Source organism: Cupriavidus sp. 2KB_3, assembly GCF_052115685.1.
Classification (GTDB): Bacteria; Pseudomonadota; Gammaproteobacteria; order Burkholderiales; family Burkholderiaceae; genus Cupriavidus; species Cupriavidus campinensis.
The window spans coordinates 66,955-86,923 of the sequence record NZ_JBFRHD010000012.1 but is presented as its reverse complement, the minus strand read 5'-3'; the positions used below and the strand labels follow the sequence as shown (position 1 = coordinate 86,923).

Below are 19,969 nucleotides of genomic sequence, written 5' to 3'. Positions count from 1 at the left end.
GGCGCTGATCCGGCTCAGGCCGGCGCCACCACCTCCGCGTAGCGCCAGGTGGCGCCGGACTGGCGCTTGGCGCCGTACATCGCGGCGTCCGCCGCATGCAGCAGCGCGGTGCCGCCGCGCGCGTGCACCGGATAGACCGCCACCCCGATACTGAGCGTCGCCCCGATGCTTTCCCCGCTCGCCGTGCCGAACGGCTCGGTCATCGCCGCCAGGATGCGCTTGGCGGTCAGCACGGCGTCGTCGGCCTCACGCAGGCTTCCCAGCAGCACCGCGAATTCGTCGCCGCCCAGCCGGGCCGCGCGGTCGGTCTCGCGCAGACAGGCCCGGATGCGCTGGGCGATACCCACCAGCACGGCGTCCCCCACGGCATGGCCGTGGCGGTCGTTGATGCCCTTGAAATCGTCACTGTCCAGATAGAGCACGGCCACGCGCTGGCCCAGGGCAGCCGCGCTGCGCACGGCCTGGTCGAGCGCCTCGGTGAAGGCGGCGCGGTTGAGCAGGCCGGTCAGGCTGTCGTGCGTGGCGCGGTGCGCCAGCGAGCGGTTCTCGTGCTGCAACTGGCCCTGCCAGGCCTCCAGTTCATCGAGCAGCACGTTGAAATCCTCGCCCAGCGCGTTGAGTTCGTCGATGCGCGCCGGCGGTACGCGCTGGCCGAACGCGCGTTCGGATCGCACCGCATGGGCCACGCGCATCAGGCTGCGCACCGGGTCGATGATGTGCACCAGCATGCGGCTGGACAGGTAGTGCGCGCCCACCGCCGTCAGCAGCAGGCAGGCCATCAGCCCGAGCATGCCCTTGAGCAGGAAATGGAGCAGCGCCACGGGGTCGCCGATCACGCGCACGCTGCCCACCTGCTGGGACTCGTGGAAGACCGGCTGGTCCACCGGGCCCGAGGTCAGCAGGTCCCGGACGAACTGGCGCAGGGCCGGGAAGCGCGACGAACCATGGCGGTGCCAGCTGGCCACCGGCTGGCTGTCGCGGTCGAAGATCCAGACCGCGGTGAGGTCCTCGCCGGTGGCGATCATCGCCAGGGTCTCGGCGGCGGCGGCTTCGTCGCGGAACACGATCGGTGCCTCCACGGTATAGGCGATGGAGCGCGCCACCAGCCGCAGGTTGTGGTCGGCATAGGCGCGCAGCGCGGTCAGGCCCAGGCCGGTGAGCGTGGTGCCGGCGGTGAACACGGCGATCAGCGCCACGCTCAGGTGGAAGCGGCGCAGGGTGCCATAGAGCGACGGCCGGGCAGCGCGCGTCATGATGCCGGCGCCTTGCGGCGGCCCAGTTGCAGCACGCCGGGGTGGATGTGGATGCCGCTGCGGCCGAGGGCATCGAGATTGACACGGAAGGAAACGTGCCGCTCGCGGATGTTGAGGCAGAACATGCTTCCGGCATCACATTCGAAGTCTTCCTCCGCGATGACCAGCACCGGGTGGCCAGTCACGTCGGCGGAGATTTTCTCGCGGCGTGGGGCGGACATCGCGCCGACATAGAGCGCGTCGCAGTCGGGCGCCGGGTTGCCGGCCATGGGGTCCATCTGCCGGGCGGCAACCAGCCGGCCCGTGGAGAGCGCGCCGCCCTCCATCAGCTTGCCGGCATAGCGCGCGACGGGGTCTACGCAAAGCCGTAGGGCGTCGCGCTCGACGGGCCAGCGCGCATAACCGAGCAGGCCCATGACCACGCGCGCCACCGCCTCCGGACGCGGCAGCGCCGGGGCGGCCGGGGCCAGGTCGTGCGCAGCCAGCCGGGGCGTGGCCAGCAGCAGCGCGGCGAGCATCGGCAGGGCAGGCAGCAGGAGGGGCGGAGAGAAGGCGCGCGGCACGGACGAGGGCGGTTGGGGTCCCTTGGGATGTCGGCACGGGGCCGGCAAAACTGTAGCCGGCGCGTCCATGTGGATGTGCTAGAGTCGTTTGAACGCGTTTGTCCACGGAGGGCACCATGGCGACCGAATCCCAATCGCAACAAAAAGGGCAGGTGAAGGCGTTCGTGCAGACCGCGCCGCAGGCAGGGCGCTATGTCTGGATCATTGCGCTGGTGGACTTCGGCGCCCAGCAGGTCCGGCGCACCATTGTGTCCGACGACACGTTCACCACGGCTGACGCCGCACGCGTGGCGGGCGACGCCCAGCTCAAGGCGATGGCCGCCGATCACTGACACCCGTCCATCCGGCGTGTCCGGTGACTGTCACGCCGCATCGTTTTCCGATACCCTTTCTCAAGCCGGGCCCCGCGCGGGGCCGTGTCGGCTGCCGCCCATTTGCCATCGAAACCCCGAAGACAGATAGAAGGAGAGGGAATGCCCGAGCTTCAAGACAAGTTCCAACGCCGTCTCGTCCGCGCCATGACGGGCGCCACGCTGCTCGCTGCCACCCTGGCGTTTGCGCCGGCGGCGATGGCGCAGGTCAATATCAATATCGGCATTGGCACCCCGCCGCCGGCCCCGATCTACGAGGCCGTGCCCGCGCCGCGCGCCGGCTACGTCTGGCAGCCGGGCTACTGGGCCTGGGATGACCGCGGCCACAAGCACAAATGGAGGCAGGGCAAGTGGGCGCCGGAGCGGCCCGGCTATGTCTACGAGGCGCCGCGCTGGGTGGAGGCGAGCAATGGCTGGGTGATGCAGCCGGAGCGCTGGAGCCCGGGGCCGGGCGACCATGGCAAGCACAAGGACAAGGGCGGCAAGGGCTGCCCGCCGGGTCACGCCAAGAAGGGCGAGTGCTGATTCGCCGGTCTTCTCATCATGCGGTAACTGCCGCGCGGGGCGCCATGCTAGGATTTCCGCGAGATTGTTCCACCCCGGAGGCATGAGACATGGCAAAGCAGGTCTTCTCGCGTGCGCAGTATCTCGACATCCTCAATGACAGCCTGCGCCGGCACCCGGGCTGGCAGCCGGGCATGGCGTTCGTGTTCCTGCCCCCGGGCGCGGATGCGAGCCAGGCCTCGGGCGTGGGCTGCACCGGGCCATTGGAGGCGCTGCCGGTCTATTGCGAGATCGAACGCGTGGCGTCGGGCCTGATCACGGTGCAGCCGGAATAAACCGGCTACCTGGCCTGCCCCGGTACAATGGCGCCCTTACTCAATCCCCCTCGGACAAATTCCCGTGAAGAAGACGGACCTGGAAAAGAACAAAGGCCTCAAGATCGCCCATGACATGAAGCACGCGGCGGCGGTGCGTGGCGGTGGCGTGGGTCAGGCGGCAACGCTGGCCCGGCGCGAGCAGCGCAAGCTCGACCAGCAGGCCGGCCTGGTGCCGTTTGCATGCAAGCTGGAAGGGAAACTGGCGGCGCGGCTGCAGGAACTGGCCAAGGAGCACCCGGGAGGCATGAATGGCCTGGTGGCCGAGGTGCTGGAAAAGGGGCTGGCGGGGATGACCGCCTGAGGTTGGGGTGGCCCCTCTCCCTGCGGAAGAGGGGCGCTGAAGGCTCAGCCTTCGTCTTCCTCGTCGTCGAGGAAATCGCGGCGCAGCAGCCAGTTGGTGATGGCTTCGTCGCAGACCTTCTTGAGCTTGCCTTTCTCGGGCAAGTTATCGAACAGCTGGAAGTTCACCAGCGCCAGCCCGGCGTCGGTGATGTAGAACAGGCGGTCCGGCTCGTCGTAATGCACGAGGCGGCCGTCGATGCCGGACTCCTCGCTGTCCGCCGGCATGTCCTCCAGCTCCACCACACGGCACGTGAAGCGCGGGCTGCGCGTGTGGGTCAGATATTCGAATTCGTCATGCATGATCTCGCCGCCCTTGCCGGCGATGACAGCGAAGCCCCAGATGAACCGGGGCATCGGCAGATCGGACAGATCGTCAATCTCGTCCATGGTGTTCTCCGTGATGCGATACCCGGCATTATCGCCCAAGTCTCTGCGCCAGCCGCGCCTTTATAGCAGGTACCCCTTCGCCAGTGCCGCAAAGCTCTCCAGCTCGCGCGCCTGCCAGGCGGCGTCGTGCCCGAGTTCCTCGGCCAGGATGGCGGCCACGCGCGGGGCGCCGGCCAGTGCCGCGCGGGCGTCCAGGAACAGCGCGCGGTTGCGGCGCGCCAGCACGTCTTCCACGCGCCGCGCCAGTTCGTGGCGGGCGGCAAAGCGCACGTGGGCCTCGGTCAGGCCGGTTTCGGGCACGACCAGGATGTCGGCGCCGGGCAGGGCGCGTACCAGCGGCAGGTCGGCGCCGTAGTAGCGGTCTGGCGACCCGGAGCCCGGCGCGGGCAGGTCCGCCGGCAGGCCGGTGGCGCCATGCAGCGGCAGATCGGCCGTGCGGCCCGGCGCCGCGCGCAGCAACTGGCGCTGGATCGCCGTTTCCACCACATCCTCGGCCATCTTGCGATAGGTGGTCCACTTGCCGCCGGTGACCGTGATCAGGCCCGCCTTCGACACCAGGATCGTATGTTCGCGCGACAGCGACGCGGTGGAGGCCTCCCCAGTCGCCTTGACCAGCGGCCGCAGCCCCGCCCAGACGCTGGTCACGTCGGCGCGCGTGGGGTCGCGGGACAGGTAGCGCGCCGCTGTCTCCAGGATGAAATCGACGTCGTCGGCGCCCGCGCGGGGCTCCAGCGGCAGGTCGTGGCGCGGCGTGTCGGTGGTGCCGACGATGGTGTGGCCGTTCCAGGGCACGACGAACAGCACCCGGCCGTCATCGGTCTTCGGAATCAGGATCGCGCGGTCGCCGGGCAGGAAGCTGCGCGGGATGGTCAGGTGCACGCCCTGGCTCGGCGCCACCATGGTCCGCGCCTGGCCGTCTTCCATCTGCCGCACCGCATCGACCCACACCCCGGTGGCATTGATCACGCAGTCCGCACGCAGCGCGAAGGTCTCGCCGCCTTCGCGGTTGCCGCTGCCGTTGCCGTCGAGCGCATCCTGCGCAGTCACGCCGGTGATTACGCCGTTTTTCTGCGAGAGCCCGGTCACGCGCATGTAGTTGACCGCCGTGCCACCCACGTCGAACAGCGTGCGCATCAGCGCCACGGCCAGCCGTGCATCGTCGAACTGGCCGTCGAAGTAGAGGTTGCCGCCACGCAGTGGCCGGCCGCCGACGTGCTCGGCCAGCGTGGGGGCGGCCTCCAGTGTCTCGCGATGGTTCAGCCAGCGGCTGCCGGACAGGTTCAGGCTGCCCGCCAGCATGTCGTACACCTTGAGGCCGATACCGTAGAACGGCTGGTCGAACATCTGGTAGGCCGGCACCACGAAGCCCAGCGGCCAGACCAGGTGCGGGGCGTTGCGGGCCAGCAGGCCGCGCTCGTGCAGCGCCTCGCGCACCAGGCTGATATTGCCCTGGGCGAGGTAGCGCACGCCGCCGTGCACCAGCTTGGTGGCCTTGCTCGAGGTGCCCTTGGCGAAGTCGGCTGCCTCCAGCAGCAGGGTGCGATAGCCGCGCGCCGCGGCGTCCACGGCCGTGCCGAGCCCGGTGGCGCCGCCGCCGATGACGATGACGTCCCAGCGGGCCTCGCGCCGCAGGGTATCGAGCAGGGCGGCGCGCGAGGGTGGCTGGATGGGGGTGACGGGTGTGGGCATGGTGGTTCGGTGCAAATCGAATTTCAAAGAAATTTGACGATGGATAGGGCGGTCAGGCGGATGGGGCGTCATCGCGCGCCCAGTCGCGGGCGCGGTCCACGGCGCGGTGCCAGCGGGCCAGCCGTTGCCCGCGCTCATCGGCGGAGAGGCGCGGCTCGAAGCGATGCTCCACCTGCCACTGGCGCGCAATCTCCTCGGTATCGGCCCAGTAGCCGGTCGCCAGCCCCGCCAGATAGGCGGCGCCCAGCGCGGTGGTTTCGGTCACGCGCGGGCGTACCACTGGCGTGCCGAGCAGATCGGCCTGCATCTGCATCAGCAGGTCGCTGCGCGAGGCGCCGCCATCCACCCGCAGCTCGGCCAGCGCAATGCCGGCGTCCTTCTGCATGGCGTCGAGCACATCCACGCTTTGCAGGGCGATCGATTCCAGCGCGGCGCGGGCGATATGCGGCCCGCCCGTGCCGCGCGTGATGCCGACGATGGTGCCGCGCGCGAACGGGTCCCAGTGCGGCGCGCCGAGCCCGGCAAAGGCCGGCACCAGCACCACGCCGCCGGTGTCCTCGCACTGGCGTGCGAGCGGCTCCACCTCGGGCGCGCTCTGGATCAGCTTCAGGCCGTCGCGCAGCCACTGGATCGTGGCGCCGCCCATGAACACGCCGCCTTCGAGGCAATACTGCGTGTCGTTGCCGATCTGCCAGCCAATCGTCGTCAGCAGCCGGTTGTGCGAGGTCACGGGCTGGCTCCCGGCATTCATCAGGATGAAGCAGCCGGTGCCGTAGGTGTTCTTTGCCATGCCGGGCGAGAAGCAGACCTGGCCGAAGGTGGCCGCCTGCTGGTCTCCGGCGATGCCGGCGATGGGGATCTCGGTGCCGAACAGCCGGGCAGAGGTGCGCGCTACCTCGCCGCTGGAGGGCGCCACGTCGGGCAGCAGGCTGCGTGGAATGTCGAGCAGGCCCAGCAGTTCGTCGTCCCAGCGGAAATTGTGGATGTTGAACAGCAGCGTGCRTGATGCATTCGACACATCTGTCACATGGCGCGCGCCATCGGTCAACTGCCAGATCAGCCAGCTATCGACGGTGCCGAAGGCCAGCTCGCCGCGTTCTGCGCGGGCGCGGGCGCCTTCATAGTGGTCGAGCATCCAGCGCAGCTTGGTGCCGGAGAAATAGGCGTCGATGATCAGGCCGGTCTTCTGCTGGAAGGTGTCGCCGTGGCCGGCGGCCTGCAGCGCCTCGCACATCGGCGCGGTGCGGCGGTCCTGCCAGACCAGCGCGCGGCCTACCGGCTCGCCGGTCTTGCGGTCCCACAGCACGGTGGTCTCGCGCTGGTTGGTGATGCCGATGGCGCGGATCTGGGTGCCGCTCACGCCGGCATCGGCCAGCACCGCGTGGGCCACGGCCAGCTGCGACTGCCAGATTTCATAGGGATCGTGCTCGACGTGCCCGGGATGCGGATAATATTGCCGGAACTCGCGCTGGGCGATCCGCACCACATTGCCAGCGTGATCGAACAGGATGGCGCGCGAGCTGCTGGTGCCCTGGTCGAGGGCCAGCACGTACTGGGGCTGCTGCGATGAAGGCGTCGGGGTCATGCGTTCCATCCGGAATTGAATTGCGGCCGGGTTTGCCGGCCAGACATCGCTGCCATGGCCGAATCCTTGTTCCAACCGTCAGAAATCGTGAGTGTGGTGCGCGCCGGCGTGACCGCGCGCAGCCCGTTCGAGCCCGCCGCCCACCTGCGGCTCACCGTGGCCGGGCAGCAGGTGGGGTGGATTCCCCGCAGGCATGCGGACGTCCTGCGGCGCATCCCCGGCATGCTGGGCGATGGCCCGCCGGCCGATCCTGATGTGTCTGATGTACCAGACGCTGTAACGCTGCTCCCGGCCTGCACGACCTTCGAGACCCGCAGCGCGGCGCTGGCCACGCTGGCGCGGCAACTGGCCGACGCCGGCCACGTGCGCGGCTGGCGCAACGAACTGTTCGCGGTCACCCCGACCCTCGCCGCGCCGGCGTTCGCCGTGGTGGAACGTGCCGCGGCGCGCTTCCTGGGGCTGCTGACCTTCGCCTCGCACATGAACGGGATCATCGCCGGCGAGCGGGCGATGTGGATTTCCCGCCGCAGCGAGAGCAAAGCGGTCGATCCCGGCATGTGGGACAACCTCGTGGCCGGCGGCATGCCCCACGGCAGCCATCCGCTCGAGACGCTGATCCGTGAGTGCGACGAGGAATCGGGCATTCCGCCCGATCTGGCGGGCCGGGCCGCGCCCCACGGCGTGATCGAGGTGCGGCGCGAGATTCCCGAGGGCGTGCAGTGGGAGCACGTATATATATATGACCTAACGCTGCCGCCGGATTTCGTGCCGGTCAACCGCGACGGGGAGGTGGCCGAGCACCGGCGTATCGAGCCGGGTGCATTGCTTGCTATCATGGCGGACCGCGCCATGACCGTGGATGCCACGCTGGTGACGCTGGATACGCTTATCCGGCGCGGCTGGACGCCCAGCGCGCCCCCAGCCTGACCCGCGCCAGCCTCGCTGCGCATCGCGGTGCCGGCCTGCCACATTACGATTTGCCCTTGCTTACGATGAGCGCCACCGGATTTATCCTTACCCTCTCGTGCCCGGACCAACCGGGCATTGTTCATGCCGTTTCCGGCCTGCTGTTCCAGCACGGCTGCAATATTGTCGATTCTGACCAGTACGGCGACGAATTCACGGGCCGTTTCTTCATGCGCGTGCATTTCATGCCCGCTGCCGGCGGCCCGGACCTGGCCACGCTGCGCCAGGCCTTCGCACCGGTCGGTGACCAGTTCGGCATGCAGTGGGAGGTGTTCGACGCCACCGCGAAGCCGCGCGTGATGATCATGGTGTCCAAGATCGGCCACTGCCTGAACGACCTGCTGTTCCGTGCCAAGGCCGGTGGCCTGCCGGTGGAGATCGCCGCGATCGTCTCGAACCATCGTGACTTCTACCAGCTGGCCGCGTCGTACGACGTGCCGTTCTTCCACCTGCCGCTGATGAACGCGTCTGCCGAGCAGAAGGCCGCGCAGGAAGCGCGCGTGTTCGAGGTGGTGCGCGACCAGAACATCGACCTGGTGGTGCTGGCGCGCTACATGCAGGTGTTGTCCGACGACCTGTGCCGCAAGCTGGCCGGCCGCGCGATCAACATCCATCATTCCTTCCTGCCGAGTTTCAAGGGCGCCAAGCCGTACTACCAGGCGCACGACCGTGGCGTGAAGCTGATTGGCGCCACCGCGCACTACGTGACGGCCGACCTCGACGAAGGCCCGATCATCGAGCAGGAAATCGAGCGCGTGGACCACAGCATGGACCCCGAGCAGCTGACCGCCGTGGGCCGCGACGTGGAATGCGTGGCGCTGGCCCGCGCCGTCAAGTGGCACGCCGAACACCGCATCCTGGTGAACGGCCACAAGACCGTCGTCTTCAAGTAAACGGGATTCTTCCCTCTCCTTCTGGGAGAGGGGCCGGGGGGGTGGGGCGGTGGCTGGCAAGCACGCCGCCGTCCCACCCCCCGCCTCATTCCCCGTCCGCCACCACACAATTCACTCCACTGTCCGCCAGCATCTGCACGAACGGCGGCCGGAGCGGCTCGTCCGTGAACAGGCGGTCGATGCTGGAGAGCGGTGCCAGTTCCACCATCGCCTGACGGTTGAACTTGCTGGCATCCGCCGCCAGCCACACCTCGCGCGAGTGTTCCATGATCGTGCGCGCCACCTTCACCTCGCGGAAATCGTAGTCACGCAGCGTGCCGTCGGTCTCGATGCCCGAGATGCCGATCAGGCCGATATCGACCTTGAACTGGCGGATGAACTCCACCGTGGCCTCGCCGATGATGCCCCGGTCGCGCGAGCGCAGCACGCCGCCGGCCACGATGACCTCGCAATCGGGGTTGTCGGCCAGGATATTGGCCACGTGCAGGTTGTTGGTGATGACGCGTAGCCCGCGATGATGGATCAGCGCGCGGGCAATTTCCTCCACCGTGGTGCCGATGTTCAGGATCAGCGAGCAGCCCTCCGGCACCGCCGCCGCCACGGCCCGCGCGATGCGCACCTTGCCCTCGGCATGCAGCACCTGCCGCTGCCGGTAGGCGATGTTCTCGGTGGTGGACCCATCCATCCGCACGCCGCCATGAAAACGCGCGAGCATGCCGTTTTCCGCCAGCAGATTCACATCGCGCCGCACGGTTTGCAGCGTCACGCCGAACTTGCGCGCGAGTTCGTCGATGGAGGCAAAGCCCTGGTTGCGGACTTCCTCGAGCAGGGCGGTCTGGCGGGGATTGAGCGTCATGTGCCGCATTCTAGTTCAAACACAAACGAAAACAAATGATGCACTGCACGATTGTTTTGTGTTCGTTTATTTGCTAAAACGAGCGGGATGCCATGAATAGTGCCCCTCGGTCACGGTTCTGATTGTGATCGATCAAGCACATCAATGCAGTTCGAACACGAATCGAACCGATGGAGACCGGATGCAACTGAGCCTGGACGGCGTTGCGCAGCAGGTGGGATCGCAAGCCTATCTTTATCCGATGTCACTGGCGCCTGTGCGCGGGGCCGTGACCATACTCCTTGGGGCCACCCAGGCGGGCAAGACCTCGCTGATGCGGGTCATGGCGGGGCTGGACAAGCCCAGCGCGGGCCGGGTGCTGGCCGACGGGGCCGACGTGACCGGCGTGCCGGTGCGCGAGCGCAATGTCTCGATGGTCTACCAGCAGTTCATCAACTACCCCTCGCTCACCGTTTTCGACAACATCGCCTCGCCGCTGCGGCTGCGCAATGTGCGCGGGCCGGAACTGGACAGCCAGGTCCGCGCGATAGCCGGCCGGCTGCGCATCGACCACCTGCTGGCGCGCTACCCGGCGGAGCTGTCCGGCGGCCAGCAGCAACGCGTGGCGCTGGCCCGGGCGCTGGCCAAGAACGCGCCGCTGATGCTGCTGGACGAGCCGCTGGTCAACCTCGACTACAAGCTGCGCGAGGAATTGCGCGAGGAACTGACCCAGCTCTTCGCCCATGGCGACGCCACCGTCATCTACGCCACCACCGAGCCGGCCGAGGCGCTGCTGCTGGGCGGCTACACGGCGGTACTCGATGCCGGCGAACTGCTCCAGTACGGCCCGACCCCCGAGGTCTTCCACTATCCCGCCTCGCTGCGCGTGGCGCGGGCTTTCAGCGATCCGCCGATGAACCTCGTCGAAGGCCGGCTGGAAGCGGGCCGCGTGACGCTGGCCGGGAACATCGTGATTCCGCTCCCCGAGGTGCAGGCGCCCGATGGCCCGGTCACCGTGGGCGTGCGCGCCGCCGCCCTGCGGCTGGCCGCCGTACCTGGCGCGGTGGCCGTGCCGGGCAAGGTGGCGCTGGCCGAACTGTCCGGCTCCGACACCTTCGTCCACCTCGATACGGCGATGGGCAACCTGGTCGCGCAGTTCGCCGGCGTGCTCGACCTGCAACTCGGTGCGCCGCTCTCCCTGCATCTGGAACCGGCCCATCTCTACCTGTTCGACGCCGCCGGCCTGCGCATCCACGCGCCCCAGCGGCCCGGCGCGCTGGCCGATGTGGTCAGCACGCCCATCTCCGAGACGGGTGGCTGAGATGGCCAGGATCGACCTCGACCTCGCCCATTCCTACGTCGCCGAACCGAAGACCGATGAGGATTACGCGCTGCTGCCGCTGCGCTTCACCTTCGAGGATGGCGGCGCCTACGCGCTGCTCGGGCCCTCAGGCTGCGGCAAGACCACGCTGCTGAACTGCGTGTCGGGCCTGCTGCGGCCCTCGCAGGGCACGATCCAGTTCGACGGCCGCGATGTGACCGCCGCCACGCCACAGGCGCGCAACATCGCCCAGGTATTCCAGTTTCCGGTGATCTACGACACGATGACCGTCGGCGAGAACCTGGCCTTTCCGCTGCGCAATCGCGGTGTGCCGGCGGCCCAGGTCAAGGAGCGGGTCGGCAAAATCGCCGAAATGCTAGACCTCTCGGCCTCGCTGGACCGCCGCGCGAGCGGGCTGGCGGCGGACGCCAAGCAGAAGATCTCGCTCGGGCGCGGGCTGGTGCGGCAGGACGTCTCGGCGATCCTGTTCGACGAGCCGCTGACCGTGATCGATCCGCACCTGAAATGGCAGTTGCGGCGCAAGCTCAAGGAGATCCACCACGAATTCCGGCTGACGCTGATCTACGTGACGCACGACCAGACCGAGGCGCTGACTTTCGCCGACCAGGTGGTGGTGATGTCGCGCGGCAAGGCGGTGCAGGTGGGCGCCGCCGATGCGCTGTTCGAACGGCCCGCGCATACCTTCGTCGGCAATTTCATCGGCTCGCCGGGCATGAACTTCCTGCCGGGCACGTGGCGCAACGGCGCCATCGAGGTGGCCGGGTGCCGCTATATGCCGGAGCTGCCGGCGGGCATTGCCGCCGCGCTGGCAGGCGCTGGCGCCTTCAAGGTGGGCGTGCGGCCCGAGTACCTGCAACTGGCCGCTCCCGACGACCCCCAGGCCATGCCCATGCGCGTGACGCGCGCGCAGGATATCGGCACGTACTGGCTCGTGACCGGCACGGTGGCGGGGGAGGGCGAGCAGGCTGGCGGCACCCTGCGCGCCCGGCTCGGCACCGAGGCGGCCAGCCTGGCCCCCGGGGACACGGCGTGGCTCTCGGTGTTCAACCGCCACACCTGCTTCTATATCAACGAGGAACTGGTCCAATGAAGCCCGTCAACCAGAAGGCCTGGCTGCTGGTGCTGCCCGTGGTGCTGTGCGTGGCGTTCTCCGCCATCCTGCCGCTGATGACCATCGTCAATTACTCGGTGCAGGACATCATCTCGCCGGAGCGCCGCGTGTTCGTCGGCACGGAATGGTTCCGCACCGTGCTGCGCGACGCCGAACTGCACGACGCCCTGATCCGCCAGCTTGGCTTCTCGCTGGCCGTGCTGCTGGTGGAGATCCCGCTTGGCATCCTGCTGGCGCTGGCCATGCCGGCCAAGGGCTGGCGGGCCTCGGCGGTGCTGGTCATCATCGCGCTGTCGCTGCTGATTCCGTGGAACGTGGTCGGCACGATCTGGCAGATCTTCGGCCGCACCGACATCGGCCTGCTCGGCGCCACCCTGGAGGCGATGGGATTCGACTATAACTACACGGGCAGCGCGGTGGATGCCTGGGTCACGGTGCTGGTGATGGACGTCTGGCACTGGACCCCGCTGGTGGCGCTGCTCTGCTACGCGGGGCTGCGCGCGATTCCGGACGCCTACTACCAGGCCGCCCAGATCGACGGGGCCTCCCGCTTCGCCGTGTTCCGCTACATCCAGCTGCCCAAGCTGCGCGGCGTGCTGATGATTGCCGTGCTGCTGCGCTTCATGGACAGCTTCATGATCTACACCGAGCCTTTCGTGCTGACCGGCGGCGGGCCGGGCAACGCCACTACCTTCCTCTCCCAGTACCTGACCCAGAAGGCGGTGGGCCAGTTCGACCTGGGGCCGGCGGCGGCATTTTCGATTGTCTATTTCCTGATCATCCTGCTGACCTGTTTCATCCTCTATAACTGGATGCAGCGCGCCGGCACGTCCGGCGGGGAGGAGGTGCCCCATGGCTAGTCAACACGCCAGCAACCGGGCCGGAGCGTGGCGGCCGGTGTTTCTTGTGGTCTACCTGCTGTTCGCCATCGTGCCGATCTACTGGATGGTCAACATGTCGTTCAAGACCAACGAGGAGATCCTGACCACGCTGTCGCTCTGGCCGGCCTCGTTCACGCTGGAGCACTACCGCACCATCTTCACCGATGCCTCCTGGTACTCCGGCTACATCAACTCGCTGATCTACGTCGCCATGAACACGGTGATCTCGATCAGCGTGGCGCTGCCGGCGGCCTACGCGTTCTCCCGCTACCAGTTCATCGGCGACAAGCACGTGTTCTTCTGGCTGCTGACCAACCGCATGACCCCCCCAGCGGTGTTCCTGCTGCCGTTCTTCCAGCTCTACACCACCATCGGGCTGATGGACACCCACCTCGGCGTGGCGCTGGCGCATCTGGTCTTCAACGTGCCGCTGGCGGTCTGGATCCTGGAAGGCTTCATGTCCGGCGTGCCGCGCGAGATCGACGAGACCGCCTATGTGGATGGGTACTCCTTCCCGCGCTTCTTCCTGACCATCTTCCTGCCGCTGATCAAGGCCGGGGTGGGCGTGGCGGCGTTCTTCTGCTTCATGTTCAGCTGGGTGGAGCTGCTGCTGGCACGGACCTTGACCTCGGTCAATGCCAAGCCGATCGTCGCCACCATGACCCGCACGGTATCGGCCTCCGGCATGGACTGGGGCGTGCTGGCCGCTGCCGGCGTACTGACCATCGTGCCGGGCGCCATCGTGATCTGGTTCGTGCGGCACTACATCGCCAAGGGCTTCGCCATGGGCCGCGTGTAGCGGGCCGGGCAAAAGAGAGGAGTTCGTCACATGTTGAGCTGGATGGTCTGGACCACCCCGGTGGCGGTGTTCTTCGCGCTGGTGGTGGTGATGCTGATCGGCATGACGGTCTGGGAGGCCCGCTCCCCCACGGTCATGCGCAAGGGCTTCCTGCCGATTGCCACCACGCGCGGCGACCGGCTGTTCATCGGGCTGATGTTCGCCGCGTGGATCAACCTGGCCTGGGTAGGGCTGGGCGAGAAGATGCAGACCTGGTTCGGGCTGGCGGAGGAACCGTCGATCTGGATCAGTGCGGCCATTGCGGCCGTGGTGCTGCTTGTGGTCATGCGCCGTGGCTGATGCCTGCCGGTGCGCGTAGTCGTTGCCGTTCCATCATTCCAAGAGGAGACACTGATGAAAGTGCACGTGAAGTTGGGGATGTCGGCCCTGGCCATAGCGGCCACGCTGGCATGCGGCGGGGCGCGAGCCGACGAGGCCGCCGCGAAGAAGTGGGTAGACAACGAGTTCCAGCCGTCGTCGCTGGCCAAGGACAAGCAGATGGCCGAGATGAAGTGGTTCATCGACGCCGCCGCCAAGCTCAAGGCCAAGGGTGTGACGCAGATCAACGTGGTGTCGGAAACCATCACCACCCATGAATACGAGTCCAAGACGCTGGCCAAGGCGTTCGAGGAGATCACCGGCATCAAGGTCAACCACGACCTGATCCAGGAAGGCGACGTGGTGGAGAAGCTCCAGACGTCGATGCAGTCCGGCAAGTCCATCTACGACGGCTGGATCTCCGATTCCGACCTGATCGGCACCCACTACCGCTATGGCGCGATCCTGCCGCTGACCGACTATATGAACGGCGCCGGCAAGGAGTTCACCAATCCCGGCCTCGACGTGAAGGACTTCATCGGCACCAAGTTCACCACGGCGCCGGACGGCAAGCTGTACCAGCTGCCCGACCAGCAGTTCGCCAACCTGTACTGGTTCCGCGCCGACTGGTTCGCCCGCAAGGACCTGCAGGACAAGTTCAAGGCCAAGTACGGCTATGACCTGGGCGTGCCGACCAACTGGTCCGCCTACGAGGACATCGCCAACTTCTTCACCAACGACGTGAAGGAACTGGACGGCAAGAAGGTCTACGGCCACATGGACTACGGCAAGAAAGACCCCTCGCTGGGCTGGCGCTTCACGGACGCGTGGCTGTCGATGGCCGGCACCGCCGACAAGGGCCTGCCCAACGGCATGCCGGTGGACGAGTGGGGCATCCGCGTGGCGGAGGACAAGTGCACGCCGGTAGGCGCTTCGGTTTCGCGCGGCGGCGCTACCAACAGCCCGGCGGCGGTCTACGCGCTGACCAAGTACATCGACTGGATGAAGAAGTTCGCGCCGCAGCAGGCCATGGGCATGACCTTCTCCGAAGCTGGCCCGGTGCCCGCGCAGGGCCAGATCGCCCAGCAGATCTTCTGGTACACCGCCTTCACGGCGGACATGACCAAGAAGGGCCTGCCGGTGGTGAATGCCGATGGCTCGCCCAAGTGGCGCATGGCGCCGTCGCCGTACGGCCCGTACTGGAAGCAGGGCATGCAGAACGGCTATCAGGACGTGGGCTCCTGGACCTTCTTCAAGAACACCGACCCCAACCGCCTCGCGGGCGCGTGGCTCTACGCCCAGTTCGTGACGGCGAAGTCGGTCTCGCTGAAGAAGTCGTTGATGGGCCTGACCTTTATCCGCGAGAGCGACATCAACACCGACTACCTGACCAAGAACGCGGCCAAGTACGGCGGCCTGATCGAGTTCTATCGCAGCCCGGCCCGCGTGGCCTGGACGCCGACGGGGACCAACGTGCCCGACTACCCGAAGCTGGCCCAGCTCTGGTGGAAGAACGTGGCCACGGCGGTGACGGGCGAGAAGACGCCGCAGGCGGCCATGGACAACCTGGCCGAGGAGATGGATCAGGTGATGGCGCGGCTCCAGCGCGCCGGCATGACCAACTGCGCGCCCAAGCTGAACCCCAAGAGCGACCCGGCCAAGTGGCTGAGCACCGAGCACGCGCCCTGGAAGAAGCTGGACAACGAGAAGCCGAAGGGCGAAACCATCGCCTATGACAAGCTGCTCCAGGCGTGGAAGGAAGGCCGCGTGCGGTGATGCACCGGTAAATCGGTAGGGGGAAGGGACGGTGGCGCCAGCGGTTGGGGCGCCACCATTCCGTTTCAGGTTCCGGACATCGCGCCGGCCGGGGAGGTCGGGGCACCCACCGGCGCGCAGTTCGGCGCCGCATGGCGGGCCTTGCCGTGGCGCTTGGCTTCGTAGAGCGCCATGTCGGCACGCATGAACAGTTCGCTGACTGACGAGCCCGTATCCGGGCGATGGATGGCGCTGCCCACGCTGGCAGTGGAGACGAGCGTGAGGCCGTCCACGACAAAGGGCCGCAGCGCGGCCTGCACCACGGTCTGGGCGATCCGCTCCACGGTGGCCGGGTTCGACACGTTGTCCAGGATGATGGCGAATTCGTCGCCGCCGATGCGCGCCACTGCGTCACCCTTGCGCACGCAGGTGGCGAGCCGTTCGGCGAAGGACACCAGCAGGCGGTCGCCCACCGGATGGCCGTAGGTGTCGTTCACCGCCTTGAAGTCGTCCAGGTCTACCAGCAGCAGCGCCGCGCGGTGGCCGCCCGCATCGGCGCGGGCCATGGTCTCGTTGAGCCGGCGGTCGAAGCCCTTGCGGTTGAGCAGGCCGGTCAGGTGGTCGGACAGCGTCTGCGCCTCCAGCGAGCGCAGCTTCTGGCGCTCCCCGGTCACGTCGCGGGCGAACATGTGCAGGCCGGACACCGTGTCCTGCGCGTCGTTCCACGCAGGCTGGTAGGTCACCTCCCACGCCAGCCCATCGGCCGCTTCGCGCGTGAAGGTGATCACGCGGCCGCTGCGGGCCTCCTCAAGGTAGGGCGCATTCGCCACATATTCAGGTGTGCCCCACAGTTCGCGCAGCGACAGTCCGGCCACCTGGTCGGCGGGCAGGCCGAAGTGGCGCGCGTAGGCCTGGTTCACGAAGGCAAAGCGCTCGTTGACGTCGATGAACGCCACGAAGTCCGGCACATGGTTGGCAATCGCCTCGATCCGCTTCTCGCTGGCGGCGGCGCGGTCCTTGGCGGCCTTCAGCGCGGCCTCGCGCTCGGAGAGCTGGTGCAGCACCTCGGCGAACGAGCCGGCCAGTTCGCCAATCTCGTCGTCCCGCCGTACCGGCAGGTCCGAGACGGCGGTGGGTTGCATCGCCAACTGGCGCACCGTGCGATGCAGATGCTCGAGCGGGGCGAGCAGGCGGCGAATCACCAGCCACATCAGCGCGGCGGTAACCACCAGGGAAATGAGGCCGATCAACAGCGTGCGCTTGCGCACGTCGATCAGCGGCGCATAGGCTTCCTCGGCTGGCAGCACGGCCACCACCTCCCAGCCGTTCGACGACAGCAAATAGCGCGAGACGATGGGCTGGGTTGGCCAGAGGGCTTCCCACTCGGACGCGGGCTGCTCGGCGCCGCATGTCTCGCCGATGGCCCGGGCCGGCGCCAGCACGTGGTCCGCCTCGGGGTGCAGCGCGTAGCGCGGATTGGCGCCGGAGGAGACGAGGCAGTAGTAGCCAGTCACGCCTACACGGCTGTGCGCCAGTTCGCGCAGGAAGTTGCTGGCCGACAGGTTCAGCACGCCGCCCACCACAGCGCGCAGGTCACCGGCCGCATCGCGCATCGGCACGGCGAGGATGACGCCCGGCGCGGCGCTGTGCTTGCCCTGGAGCAGGTCCGACACGGCGAACGAGGCGCCGCGCTCGATGGCGCGGAAGTAGTCGCGCTCGCCCACGGTCATCTTCACGCCTTCCGGTACGGCGGTGCTGAACGCGAGCGTGCCGTCCGGGCGGGCCAGGAACACGGCGTTGAAGCTTTCGGGCATGTCCACGGTGTCGGCGGCAATGGCCGACTGCTGGCGCGGGGTTGCGTCCAGATGGGGCGACAAGGTGCGCGCGAGGCGGCGCAGCACCACTTCGCGGGATTCGAGTTTTTCGTCGAGTTGGCCGGCGACCAGTTTGACCAGCGTGTCCTGCTGCGCCTGAAGCAGCGTCCTCAGGCTTTCATAGGCATAGAACTGGGCGTAGCAGGCGCGCGTCACGAGAATGAGCGTGACCACGCCGGCTGCGGCGATCGCCATCCGGTACTTCAAGGAGTGCCGCATGAATCTCTTCTTGGTATTTGCACTGAACCCGTTTTTATCGGCTGCCGGGCTGTGATCCATAACCCCCGCCCCTTGGTTGGCAACCGATTCGTAGCGTAGCAGACCACCGGCCCGCGCCGGGCGGCCATTGCTGGAATCTGGTGCGGCATGCCACACGAGGTGGCGCATGCGCCGCGTGGGTCGTGCCGATGCAACAGGAGGCCGCGGGCCCGGGGGGCGCGCTGTGGCGTTAAGGGCAGTCGGCGAGGTTGTCCGCCAGCCAGTCGATCACGGGCCGGAAGCGCGAGGCGCCCCGGAATTCGGCGGGGTAGGCGAGCCAGATCTCGCGCTCCACCTCGGGCACCTCGCGCACCCGTTGCAGCGCCGGGTCGTCGTGGGCGAGGAAGTGGGGCAGCAGGGCGATGCCGAGCCCCGCGCGTACGGCGGCACGCACCGCAAGCAGGCTGTTGGACTGGAACGCGAACGGCCGGCCGAGCGACTGCGGCCACGCCACTTCGGGCAGCGTGAAGCCTTCGTCGAGCAGGCCGCACAGCGGCGCGTCGTCGGCCACCGGCGCACGCGCGGAGGCATAGAGCCCGAACCGCAGCGTACCGGCGCGCTGGGCCACCAGTTCGCCCTCGTGCGGGCGGTTCAGCCGCACGGCGATATGGGCGCGGCGCCGCGCAAGGCTGGTGACGCGGTTGTCCACCTCCAGCCGGACCTCCATGTCCGGGTTCTGCGCGTAGAGCGACGGCAGCCGGGGCGTCAGGTAGTCGCTGCCCAGCGCGGCCGTGGTTGCCACGCGGACCACGCCGGACACCCCCGCGCTCGCGCCTTCCATCTCGCGCAGCAGGCGGTCGGCCGATTGCTCCATCTGCCGCGCCGCCGTCAGCGCGTTGCGGCCCACGCTGGTCAGCACGAAGGTGCCATCGGTGCGCGTGGCCACGGGTTTGCCCAGCGCGGCCTCCAGCCGGCGGATGCGGCGGATTGCCGTGGCGTGAGTAATGTCCAGCTCCCGCGCGCAGGCCGAATAGCTGCCGGCCCGGATCAGCGTGGAGAGCGTGAGCAGGTCGTCCCAGGAGATTGTGCTTTTTTGCACAGTGAGTGTGAGTTCGTGGCGAATTGGCGCACAGCATAGCCTGCCCTACGCTGCGTGCATAGCCAACCCACGTATCCCGAACTACAAGGAGAACCGCCCCATGTCCGCGCCCTTCACGCTGCTCGATGCCGCCGGTGCCAGCCGCACCCCCGCCGCCTGGGAAGCCGCCGTGCTGATCCTGATCGACCATCAGCGCGAATACATCGATGGCAAGCTGCCGCTGACCGGCATGCCCGAGGCCGTGCCGGCCTGCGCCGACCTGCTCGCGCGCGCCCGCGCCCACGGCACGCCGGTGATCCACGTGGTGCATCACGGCAAGGCCGGCGGCGCGTTCGATCCGGCGGGCCCGTATGCCGCCATTATCGAAGGGCTCCAGCCGGCGCCCGGCGAGGAAACCGTGGTCAAGCAACTGCCGAACAGCTTCGCCGGCACCGAGCTGGCCGCCCGGCTGGCTGCCCTGGGTAGCAAGGAACTGATCGTGGCCGGCTTCCAGACTCATATGTGCGTCAGCGCCACCGTGCGCTCGGCGCTCGACCATGGCTACCGCGTCACGCTCGTGGCCAACGCCTGCGCCACGCGGGACCTGCCAGATCCGCTCGGCGGGGAGCCGCTGGCGGCCGCCGAGCTGCATCGGGTTACGCTGGCGGCGCTGAATGACCGTTTCGCCACGGTGGTGCCGGACGCCTCGGTCTGGCAATAAGGGGGAGCCGGACCCGGCGTCCGGGTCCAGTGACGGGCCCAGTGACGCCCCGGGCGCGTAGGGGGCTTTGATTACATGTTTGACCGCC

Annotated in this window: 21 protein-coding genes; 13 read left to right on the top strand and 8 right to left on the bottom strand. The window is 67.9% G+C overall.

Going from position 1 to position 19,969, the window contains the following annotated elements; genetic code table 11:
- Positions 1-14: 14 nt before the first annotated feature.
- Complete coding sequence (locus tag AB4120_RS14635) at positions 15-1,253, bottom strand: diguanylate cyclase domain-containing protein (protein ID WP_149135615.1); 1,239 nt, start codon at positions 1,251-1,253, stop codon at positions 15-17.
- Positions 1,250-1,885, bottom strand: coding sequence for a YfiR family protein (locus tag AB4120_RS14630; protein ID WP_149135616.1), 636 nt, complete (start codon positions 1,883-1,885; stop codon positions 1,250-1,252). Before AB4120_RS14630 ends, AB4120_RS14635 begins: the two co-directional genes overlap by 4 nt.
- Before the next feature lie 47 nt (positions 1,886-1,932).
- Between AB4120_RS14630 and AB4120_RS14625 the strand changes: the two genes are divergently transcribed.
- From AB4120_RS14625 to AB4120_RS14610, 4 genes are all read left to right on the top strand, one after another.
- The gene (locus AB4120_RS14625; protein ID WP_144201847.1) at positions 1,933-2,148 is read left to right on the top strand and encodes a hypothetical protein; all 216 of its coding nucleotides are present in this window, start codon (positions 1,933-1,935) and stop codon (positions 2,146-2,148) included.
- 141 nt (positions 2,149-2,289) lie between these two features.
- The gene (locus AB4120_RS14620; RefSeq protein ID WP_149135617.1) at positions 2,290-2,712 is read left to right on the top strand and encodes a YXWGXW repeat-containing protein; all 423 of its coding nucleotides are present in this window, start codon (positions 2,290-2,292) and stop codon (positions 2,710-2,712) included.
- 89 nt (positions 2,713-2,801) lie between these two features.
- Positions 2,802-3,026 (top strand): hypothetical protein, encoded by a 225-nt coding sequence (locus AB4120_RS14615; RefSeq protein ID WP_441642466.1) that lies wholly within the window; start codon positions 2,802-2,804, stop codon positions 3,024-3,026.
- A gap of 64 nt (positions 3,027-3,090) precedes the next feature.
- Positions 3,091-3,369, top strand: coding sequence for a hypothetical protein (locus AB4120_RS14610; protein ID WP_144201841.1), 279 nt, complete (start codon positions 3,091-3,093; stop codon positions 3,367-3,369).
- 44 nt (positions 3,370-3,413) lie between these two features.
- Here the strand turns inward: AB4120_RS14610 and AB4120_RS14605 are convergent, their stop codons facing one another.
- Genes AB4120_RS14605 through glpK form a run of 3 tightly spaced genes read right to left on the bottom strand, consistent with a single transcriptional unit; the run spans position 3,414 to position 7,080 of the window.
- Positions 3,414-3,797, bottom strand: a complete 384-nt coding sequence (locus AB4120_RS14605) for a hypothetical protein (protein WP_144201839.1) — start codon at positions 3,795-3,797, stop codon at positions 3,414-3,416.
- Positions 3,798-3,857: 60 nt separating this feature from the next.
- Entirely contained in the window at positions 3,858-5,486 is a 1,629-nt protein-coding gene (locus AB4120_RS14600; protein ID WP_441642465.1) for a glycerol-3-phosphate dehydrogenase/oxidase, read from the bottom strand.
- A gap of 52 nt (positions 5,487-5,538) precedes the next feature.
- On the bottom strand, positions 5,539-7,080 hold the full coding sequence (glpK, locus tag AB4120_RS14595) for a glycerol kinase GlpK (protein ID WP_441642464.1): 1,542 nt from the start codon (positions 7,078-7,080) through the stop codon (positions 5,539-5,541).
- A 45-nt stretch (positions 7,081-7,125) separates the two neighbouring features.
- On the opposite strand from glpK, the gene AB4120_RS14590 reads away from it, so the two are divergent.
- On the top strand, positions 7,126-7,998 hold the full coding sequence (locus tag AB4120_RS14590) for a DUF4743 domain-containing protein (RefSeq protein WP_441642463.1): 873 nt from the start codon (positions 7,126-7,128) through the stop codon (positions 7,996-7,998).
- A 65-nt stretch (positions 7,999-8,063) separates the two neighbouring features.
- On the top strand, positions 8,064-8,930 hold the full coding sequence (gene purU / locus AB4120_RS14585; RefSeq protein ID WP_144201831.1) for a formyltetrahydrofolate deformylase: 867 nt from the start codon (positions 8,064-8,066) through the stop codon (positions 8,928-8,930).
- A gap of 85 nt (positions 8,931-9,015) precedes the next feature.
- Here the strand turns inward: purU and AB4120_RS14580 are convergent, their stop codons facing one another.
- Entirely contained in the window at positions 9,016-9,786 is a 771-nt protein-coding gene (locus AB4120_RS14580; protein ID WP_186296958.1) for a DeoR/GlpR family DNA-binding transcription regulator, read from the bottom strand.
- Between the two features lie 181 nt (positions 9,787-9,967).
- On the opposite strand from AB4120_RS14580, the gene AB4120_RS14575 reads away from it, so the two are divergent.
- From AB4120_RS14575 to AB4120_RS14550, 6 genes are all read left to right on the top strand, one after another.
- On the top strand, positions 9,968-11,086 hold the full coding sequence (locus AB4120_RS14575; RefSeq protein ID WP_149135619.1) for an ABC transporter ATP-binding protein: 1,119 nt from the start codon (positions 9,968-9,970) through the stop codon (positions 11,084-11,086).
- 1 nt (position 11,087) lies between these two features.
- Positions 11,088-12,197 carry an ABC transporter ATP-binding protein gene (locus tag AB4120_RS14570; protein ID WP_441642462.1) on the top strand — a complete coding sequence of 370 codons (1,110 nt, stop codon included), beginning with the start codon at positions 11,088-11,090 and terminating at the stop codon, positions 12,195-12,197.
- A complete protein-coding gene (locus AB4120_RS14565; RefSeq protein WP_144201823.1) occupies positions 12,194-13,078 on the top strand; it encodes a carbohydrate ABC transporter permease in 885 nt (294 codons plus the stop codon). The genes AB4120_RS14570 and AB4120_RS14565 overlap by 4 nt, the downstream gene beginning before the upstream one ends.
- A complete protein-coding gene (locus AB4120_RS14560; protein WP_441642461.1) occupies positions 13,071-13,898 on the top strand; it encodes a carbohydrate ABC transporter permease in 828 nt (275 codons plus the stop codon). Before AB4120_RS14565 ends, AB4120_RS14560 begins: the two co-directional genes overlap by 8 nt.
- A 30-nt stretch (positions 13,899-13,928) precedes the next feature.
- Positions 13,929-14,237 carry a DUF2160 domain-containing protein gene (locus AB4120_RS14555; protein ID WP_149135621.1) on the top strand — a complete coding sequence of 103 codons (309 nt, stop codon included), beginning with the start codon at positions 13,929-13,931 and terminating at the stop codon, positions 14,235-14,237.
- A 66-nt stretch (positions 14,238-14,303) separates the two neighbouring features.
- Positions 14,304-16,031 carry an ABC transporter substrate-binding protein gene (locus AB4120_RS14550; protein WP_149137482.1) on the top strand — a complete coding sequence of 576 codons (1,728 nt, stop codon included), beginning with the start codon at positions 14,304-14,306 and terminating at the stop codon, positions 16,029-16,031.
- A gap of 65 nt (positions 16,032-16,096) precedes the next feature.
- Here AB4120_RS14550 and AB4120_RS14545 read toward each other — a convergent pair whose 3' ends face one another.
- Positions 16,097-18,103: a sensor domain-containing diguanylate cyclase gene (locus AB4120_RS14545; RefSeq protein WP_262389566.1), complete on the bottom strand. Its 2,007-nt coding sequence runs from the start codon at positions 18,101-18,103 to the stop codon at positions 16,097-16,099.
- Positions 18,104-18,332: 229 nt separating this feature from the next.
- Positions 18,333-19,181 carry a LysR family transcriptional regulator gene (locus tag AB4120_RS14540; RefSeq protein WP_149135622.1) on the bottom strand — a complete coding sequence of 283 codons (849 nt, stop codon included), beginning with the start codon at positions 19,179-19,181 and terminating at the stop codon, positions 18,333-18,335.
- 100 nt (positions 19,182-19,281) lie between these two features.
- Between AB4120_RS14540 and AB4120_RS14535 the strand changes: the two genes are divergently transcribed.
- Positions 19,282-19,881 (top strand): cysteine hydrolase family protein, encoded by a 600-nt coding sequence (locus AB4120_RS14535; protein ID WP_149135623.1) that lies wholly within the window; start codon positions 19,282-19,284, stop codon positions 19,879-19,881.
- Positions 19,882-19,969 lie beyond the last annotated feature (88 nt).